Origin of the sequence: Photorhabdus sp. P32 (assembly GCF_038085095.1) — a bacterium.
In the GTDB taxonomy this organism is placed as follows: Bacteria; Pseudomonadota; Gammaproteobacteria; order Enterobacterales; family Enterobacteriaceae; genus Photorhabdus; species Photorhabdus luminescens.
In genome coordinates this window covers 1-4,983 of record NZ_JAZGJN010000156.1, presented here as the reverse complement: position 1 = coordinate 4,983, position 4,983 = coordinate 1, and the positions used below count along the sequence as shown (strand labels likewise).

Genomic DNA, 4,983 nt, shown 5'->3' with positions numbered 1-4,983 from the left:
TTGGTTTAGTGGAAACCGTGGAATTGGCAAAAAGTGCCTACCCAAAATCAGGGGGTGTTGTAAATGGGAATGTGGATGCCACCGGGTCTATTTCCGGTAGAGGTGTGTATGAATACCCCAGTATTCGTGTCTATAGCGCTGTAAACAAACCGTCACCGGGGGAACTCGGTGCTTATACCACAGGTGACTGTGATAGGCGGTTTCAACTCAAGGGAAATTATGCTCCAGTTGGACAGTCATACACAAAGTCTGAATCCGATGTTCGATATGGCAGCAAAAATACAGCCTTAAAATCTACAAATGGTTGGTGGAAATGTGGGGATACAGGATTAATCTATCAGTGGGGGCGTAATGATGTTGCTGGATGGGGAAAAATAAAGATTACTTTTCCTGTACCGTTCCCAAATCAATGCATAAATATGCATGTTTCTGTGCGTGCTTCTAGTATCCCATCAGATAATTATTCAACAGTTTATTCATTTGATAAATTTGAGGCTGAAATAGGAAAAGATCAGCTCGGTTCCTTCTGGTTTGCGATAGGATTCTAATCATGTATTACTACAGTGCAACAACTAACGCATTTTATCCGGTCGAATGGAAACAAGACTATACCAATGCCGGTTCATTTCCAAGTGATGCAGTGAAAGTCAATGAGGCTGTTTTCATTGAGTTTGCCAGCAATATTCCTCCAGAGGGTAAATACCGAATAGCGGGTAAAAATGGTTTACCAGAATGGGCAAATATTCCTCAACCTACGAAAGAAGAATTGCAGCAACAGGCTAAATCTCAAAAGCAGCAATTAATAGCTGAAGCAACAAACCAAATCGCACCATTACAAGATGCGATGGATCTAAATATGGCGAATGATGAGGAAAAAGCGCAGTTAGTAGCTTGGAAAAAATACCAAATATCACTGAACCGTATTGATGTCACATTAGCACCAGACATCAACTGGCCTGAAAAGCCAGCATGAAATCAGGGGCATCATGCCCCTATTCTTACTTCGGTACCTCCGGCTATTCAATATCGGGAGCAGTAGAGCAATCAACCCGATTAAGTAGCACCCTGTATTTACGCCATTTGGTTAATGCAGATTTCTCAGTATCGGTGGCGATGTTATTGAGTTATGTATTATAATAATAACATTGATAAATCACATTTTGGTATTGCTAATGACTATCGAGTTTGTAAAGAAAAATATATCGTGGAATACTTTCTTAGTTGGTGGTTATGTTTCTCTTATCTATCTAACTGACGTAACTAGATATAAAAGTCTTTTTCTTATATTGATGGCAATTACATCGATTTTTTATCTATGTAAATCCCCAAGAATATACCTGCACGCAGTAAAAAACAGAGTGTTTTTTGCACTATTAATTTTCTTCCTTACTGTCATTTATTCTATTTTTATATCTAAAAGCCCTGCAATTAGCTTTAGTGAAGTCAAAACCCCATTTTTTAGAGATGTATTTTTTGTTGCCACTTTAATATTAATTTTATTATATAATGAGAATAGCCTAAAAATAAAAAAATGTTTTTATATAGTTTCTTTATAGGGTTATCTCTGATAACTTTAAAAGAAATTTACTTATATTTTATCGATTATAGAAACAATATACTACCGTTTTCTAACTTTAACCATAGAAGCGTTTCAGATGGGATTGTATTTTTCTTTCCTGTTTTGCTATCTACTTGGTACCTTGTTAATAAAAATAACTATTCTAGTTTACTTGGTATAATTTCGTTATCTACCTTAGTATTGTTTGTCTTACTAGGAACCCTTTCCAGAGGTGCCTGGCTCGCTGTTTTTTCCATGTATATACTTATCTTATTAATAAACAGAGACTGGAAACTTTTTATAATTACATTAATTACCGGAGTTGCCGTTTTTTCTGTAGTTAAATTACACAAAAATAGTAATGAATCTATTCTGTTAACAAAAATGGAACAACTTGACAGTAGCCATAGATATGAAAATGGGACTCAAGGTTCTGCTTTGACATTAATATTAAAAAATCCTATTTTAGGATATTGGGCAGGGAATGAAATATACAATTCCATATACAATGATAATGTTATCAATCATCAGGAATGAATATTTAAGAGTTCACTAGGGCCTCATAATATATATCTTACAGTTTGGTTTTCATCGGGAATTATTGGATTTTTATCCTTCCTGTATCTTATATTCATATATATAAAAGAGTCAACCACACTAATTTTAAGTAGAAATAAATATACAAAGCAAATTTCAATTATGTTAATGGCTTCTTTTGTTGGATACTTTATCGTTAGAGGTAACTTTGAAAGTGTTCATTTGAACATATTAGGTGTTTATCTGGGATTTTTGATGTCAGTTATAGCCAATAATGGTAGCCGTCTTGATTGACGGCTTTATTCTAGAACCATTCGTTTAAAACATCGATAAGTTTATTACTTATGTTTTTCCAATCATAATTATTCAGTGCAGTTAATTTTGCTTTTTCAGCAATAGCTTTTACATTTTGATTATTCAGAGTTTCACTGATGTCTAAAGAAATACTTTCAATGGATAGGGGCTCTTTCAAATGAAACCCCGTTTCATTATGTATGACAAATTCTTTTATTCCACCTCTGGGGCTTACAAGGACAGGAGTGCCACTAGCCATTGATTCTAAAGCGACCATACAGAAAGCTTCATCTGTTAATGATGGAACTACTGTTAAGTTGGCTAATGGGTAGATTTTATGCATATCATTAGGAGGAATATTTCCCGCAAGAATACAGTATGAACTCATCTTATTAGCTTGCTCAATAACTTTTTTTCTATAATCTTCAAGTCTTCCTCTTTTCTTAGTTTTATAATCTCCCACAATAAGTAATTTTATATTTTTTATTGTATTTTTCAGGATAGCTACTGATTCCATTAATTCAATAACACCTTTACCTTTATCTAATCTTCCTGCATAGAGAATAACAATATCTTTATCTTGTAAATTAAATTTTTCTCTGTTCCAGTGCTGATTAGAATTATACATATCTTTGCTAATACCATTAGGAACTACTTTTACATTAATATCTGGAGTTTCTTTTTTAAAGAAATCAGCTAAAAAAATACTTGGTGTAATCAACTTTGTCCTGTAATCAAGGTGTTCTGTGTTTTTTTTATTATGCATGTGAAGAATCATTAATTCTTCTGGATAGAATTTTTTTATTTTGTTATATAATGTAATGGAATTATGAACTATTAATATCGAGTCATTTTCTTTGTTTATCTGATGAATTTTTAAGGCGATTCTTTTGCTATAAGGAAATGGATCTAATCTTGTCCATTTTTTAAATATTCTTTTATAGACACGGCTAATTCTGATTCTATATATAATGGAGTTTTTATTTATTATCTCTGTTTTATTTTCATTACGCTCACCTTTACAAATTATCATGTTTTTGATATTTGATTCCTTTGCTACATTATAAATCCACCATTCAACAGCAGATGAATAGGTAGGGGGAATGGAGTGAAACTCTGGAGCTATAAATATAATGTTTTTCATAATAATACTTCCCCCTTTGGTGGACATTGATAATTTATGATTATTGCATCTAATATATATTTGAACAATACTATTATAATTGATATCGCACTTATAGCACTAAATAAAGATTGACTCAGAATTTGTAGTTGTTAAAGAACATTGGAATAGCAAATGAGATATCCTATAATTTTATTAAAAACATGTCCAATACTATTGGCAAGGCATACGCCATTGCGTGGACTAAGTTCTCTTTCTATCGGATCAATGCTAAATAGTTCTACGACCTTGTTTACTAAAGAATCCCTTAAAACAATAGGTCATTTTTGGGGATACAATTTTATCTGAGTGATCTGATGAATTTGTCAAATCCAACATATCACTCATAGGAAATGTTTTACCAAAAGAGGTAATTTATTTTGGTATTTCTGGCCATTCAATATCAGGAGCCAGTGAAGTATCAACATGGTTCAGCAATACCAGATATTTTTTCCATTCAAGTAACAGTGCCTGTTCCTCTTCCGAAGCCAATTCAGTATCAACGGCATATTGAAGTAATGTAATGGTTTCATTAGATTGCGTGCACAGAGTATCGCGTAGTTGTTCTGCCTGCTCAATCTCGCTGCCCTTTATTGCTGCTTTGTCAGTCACCCACTTTGAACCATCCCATCGATCAAAATGAGTAGCAGGCTGTTTGAATGTCAGAGCTTCAGGCAATTCACCCAGCTCAGTAATTTCTTGCGGTAAACGAGTTTGGGTGTTGTAAGCTGTTTTTCCACGGTAATCGGGAACAATTTCCCAGAGTTCTCCATCTGCTGTACGTCTGACTGCCATAGAGTCAGATTTGGGCAGTATTGGCGCATCTGTGTAGGAACTCGCCGGTATACCTACCCCCTTCATCAGATATTCTGGTGTCGCACCGATAAACTCCCTTGAGTTAGGTGCTGCATGGTAGATTGTCAGCCAGCCTGCTTTTTCTGCCAATCCATTTTTACCTAATATTGCTGCTTCCGGTTCTAAAGAATATTTTTGTGTATTCATTATGCTGCTCTCACTATGTAGTTAAATGCGACATTGCGTGGGCGGGTTTCACTTCCGCCTGTTTCGTTAGTTGGGCCTAAACTACGCGGGTTTCTATTACCTCTGCCAACTCGGTTACCTGATGAACCTGCATCATCTCCATTCAAAGTATGGCTATGGGATTTAAACTCGTCAGCTTGCCATGACAAAACCCCACGACCATGATCCACTCCACGCCCATCATCCCAACCACGGATAAATTCACCGCGTAAATCGGGTAACCTGCCACTAGGATAGGCGACAGCTAATTTTGGATAGGTGGATTTATTAAATGATTGGCCGTTACACGTAAGATAACCTGATGGAGGATTTGGTTGCGGCCACGGGATGGGGGCACCAACTGGGATGTTATTAGCAACATCAATTAAGTGGCTAACTTCATCAAGCCAAT

The 4,983-nt window shown here is 35.4% G+C and carries 7 protein-coding genes; 4 read left to right on the top strand and 3 right to left on the bottom strand.

Features of this window, described 5'->3' with window-relative positions; genetic code table 11:
- The 4 genes from V2H77_RS01210 to V2H77_RS01195 all read left to right on the top strand — a co-directional run.
- Nucleotides 1-548, top strand: a 548-nt coding sequence (locus V2H77_RS01210) for a gp53-like domain-containing protein (RefSeq protein ID WP_445935442.1), incomplete at its 5' end; no start/stop codon positions are given.
- A gap of 2 nt (nt 549-550) precedes the next feature.
- A complete protein-coding gene (locus tag V2H77_RS01205) occupies nt 551-973 on the top strand; it encodes a tail fiber assembly protein (protein WP_341497339.1) in 423 nt (140 codons plus the stop codon).
- Entirely contained in the window at nt 970-1,137 is a 168-nt protein-coding gene (locus V2H77_RS23525; protein ID WP_445935441.1) for a hypothetical protein, read from the top strand. The genes V2H77_RS01205 and V2H77_RS23525 overlap by 4 nt, the downstream gene beginning before the upstream one ends.
- 394 nt (nt 1,138-1,531) lie before the next feature.
- Entirely contained in the window at nt 1,532-2,095 is a 564-nt protein-coding gene (locus V2H77_RS01195; RefSeq protein WP_341497338.1) for an O-antigen ligase family protein, read from the top strand.
- Nucleotides 2,096-2,399: 304 nt separating this feature from the next.
- Here the strand turns inward: V2H77_RS01195 and V2H77_RS01190 are convergent, their stop codons facing one another.
- From V2H77_RS01190 to V2H77_RS01180, 3 genes are all read right to left on the bottom strand, one after another.
- The gene (locus V2H77_RS01190) at nt 2,400-3,533 is read right to left on the bottom strand and encodes a glycosyltransferase (RefSeq protein WP_341497337.1); all 1,134 of its coding nucleotides are present in this window, start codon (nt 3,531-3,533) and stop codon (nt 2,400-2,402) included.
- A gap of 393 nt (nt 3,534-3,926) precedes the next feature.
- Nucleotides 3,927-4,553 (bottom strand): tail fiber assembly protein, encoded by a 627-nt coding sequence (locus tag V2H77_RS01185; RefSeq protein WP_341497336.1) that lies wholly within the window; start codon nt 4,551-4,553, stop codon nt 3,927-3,929.
- The coding region (locus V2H77_RS01180; RefSeq protein ID WP_341497335.1) for a tail fiber protein at nt 4,553-4,983 on the bottom strand (431 nt) is incomplete at its 5' end. The genes V2H77_RS01185 and V2H77_RS01180, both read right to left, overlap by 1 nt.

What these genes read in the sequence shown, in the direction of transcription:
- V2H77_RS01205 (WP_341497339.1), top strand. Translation starts at nt 551, where the DNA reads ATGTATTACTACAGTGCAACAACTAACGCATTTTATCCGGTCGAATGG.
- V2H77_RS23525 (WP_445935441.1), top strand. Translation starts at nt 970, where the DNA reads ATGAAATCAGGGGCATCATGCCCCTATTCTTACTTCGGTACCTCCGGC.
- V2H77_RS01195 (WP_341497338.1), top strand. Translation starts at nt 1,532, where the DNA reads ATGTTTTTATATAGTTTCTTTATAGGGTTATCTCTGATAACTTTAAAA.
- V2H77_RS01190 (WP_341497337.1), bottom strand. Translation starts at nt 3,533, where the DNA reads ATGAAAAACATTATATTTATAGCTCCAGAGTTTCACTCCATTCCCCCT.
- V2H77_RS01185 (WP_341497336.1), bottom strand. Translation starts at nt 4,553, where the DNA reads ATGAATACACAAAAATATTCTTTAGAACCGGAAGCAGCAATATTAGGT.